The sequence below is a fragment of the Acinetobacter sp. YH16038 genome (assembly GCF_013417275.1).
GTDB lineage: Bacteria > Pseudomonadota > Gammaproteobacteria > Pseudomonadales > Moraxellaceae > Acinetobacter.
Window position 1 is genome coordinate 1 of sequence record NZ_VPEG01000135.1, and the last position, 1650, is coordinate 1650.

The window sequence follows — 1650 nt, forward strand, 5'->3', positions numbered from 1 at the left end:
CGCAGCAAAACCACAAAGACGCGACTTAAAAGCTGTCCAAGGAGCGAAGCGACTGGTGCTGCAACGCATTGTTAGCCTTTTTTCCAAATCTGGTATGTATAATTTATATTAGACATAAAAAACTGTTCAAAAACCAAATTGAAATTCTCAGGCATTATAGGGAATTTGATATCACCTTCGACTTCAACGTGAACAGTAGACAAATGAATTATATCTGCTTTTTCAATAAGGCTATTATAGATTTGACCCCCGCCAGAGACATATACATGATCTGTAACTTTTGATAGCTCTTTCAAAGCATTTTCTATTGAAGGAAAAACTAGGACGTTTTCATTTGAGCTTGAAATTCCGTTCTTTGACACTACTGCATATTTGCGATTTGGAAGAACACCCATAGAGTCAAATGTTTTTCTTCCGACAAGGAGCCATTGATTATATGTGAGCGCTTTAAAGAGTAGTTGCTCACCTTTTACTGACCACGGGATATCAGGACCACTACCGATTACGCCATTTTCTGACACTGCAGAAATCAATGATATTTTCAATTTAACTCCCTTAATGGCTAACTTGATATTAAAATGCAAACTTAACTCTATACTGCTTTAAGCAACTGTTCTATTTAGTAATAAAGCTTTTATCCTTAATTATTTAACATAATAGAGCTTATACGAAACGCAATTTAAAATATTATTGTTTTTCATATAGTTATAAAATTTTGACTGACTTCAAAAACAGTAAAAAGCCGACTTAGAAACAAGTCGGCTTTTTTATGAGCAGGTTTGATACCTTTTGCCAAGAACATAGGTTATTAAATAATCAATTGATAAAATATATTCTTATTATTTCATTTACTCATAAAATATATTCATTATAATGTTGTGTATTCGATCGAATACAATAAAGAGGAACTTTCATGACCGAGATTAAACGTCTCCCTGAATTTGATGAATGGCTAGATAGCATTAAAGACAGTATGACCCGTCTTAAACTGAATCGAAGATTAGATAAGGTTCAGCGTGGTAATTGGGGCGATGTAAAGCATCTTCAAGAAGGTGTTTGGGAAATGCGAGAGTTCTTCGGACCAGGTTGGCGCATGTATTACATCAAACATGGTGATGTAATCATTGTGATGCTTGGAGGTGGTGATAAATCTACACAGCAAAAGGATATAGAACGAGCTGTTGATTTATCAAAATCTTTAGAGGATTGAAAAATGGTTAAAATAGCTGATCTACCTAGCTTTGACATGGCAGAAGCACTTAAGAGTGAAGAAGATATTGTAATGTATCTTAATATGGTTCTTGAAGAGAATGACCCTGCTGAACTAGCTCATGCACTTGGTGTAATTGCTAAAGCTCGTGGTATGACTCAAATCGCTAAAGAAGCAGGAATTGGACGTGAAGCACTTTACAAAGCACTCCGTCAAGATTCAGCACCTCGTTTTGATACGATTAATCGTGTAGTAAATGCTTTAGGTCTAAAACTAACTGTGCAGAATGCATAACTATTAATAAAATTTTGTCTAAGTTCCATCTTATTTAACATAAAATCTCTTATGCGAAATTTCAGCTCGATGCTTTGAAAGATGGCTAAAGCCATGTTTCAAAGTCGGGCAACTTTGCGCTTGCTGTAATTTGATTTGTAATGAGA

At 35.0% G+C, this 1650-nt stretch carries 3 protein-coding genes; 2 read left to right on the forward strand and 1 reads right to left on the reverse strand.

What is annotated here, in order from left to right:
- Window positions 1-71: 71 nt before the first annotated feature.
- Window positions 72-545: a trimethoprim-resistant dihydrofolate reductase DfrA17 gene (dfrA17, locus tag FTV34_RS17305; RefSeq protein ID WP_001389366.1), complete on the reverse strand. Its 474-nt coding sequence runs from the start codon at window positions 543-545 to the stop codon at window positions 72-74.
- 368 nt (window positions 546-913) lie between these two features.
- Between dfrA17 and FTV34_RS17310 the strand changes: the two genes are divergently transcribed.
- Together FTV34_RS17310 and FTV34_RS17315 are read left to right on the forward strand one after the other, a co-directional pair.
- Window positions 914-1210, forward strand: coding sequence for a type II toxin-antitoxin system RelE/ParE family toxin (locus tag FTV34_RS17310; protein ID WP_004787583.1), 297 nt, complete (start codon window positions 914-916; stop codon window positions 1208-1210).
- A 3-nt stretch (window positions 1211-1213) separates the two neighbouring features.
- The gene (locus tag FTV34_RS17315; protein ID WP_004787581.1) at window positions 1214-1504 is read left to right on the forward strand and encodes an addiction module antidote protein; all 291 of its coding nucleotides are present in this window, start codon (window positions 1214-1216) and stop codon (window positions 1502-1504) included.
- Window positions 1505-1650 lie beyond the last annotated feature (146 nt).

Coding starts and splice junctions, on each gene's coding strand:
- FTV34_RS17310 (WP_004787583.1), top strand. CDS start 914: ATGACCGAGATTAAACGTCTCCCTGAATTTGATGAATGGCTAGATAGC.
- FTV34_RS17315 (WP_004787581.1), top strand. CDS start 1,214: ATGGTTAAAATAGCTGATCTACCTAGCTTTGACATGGCAGAAGCACTT.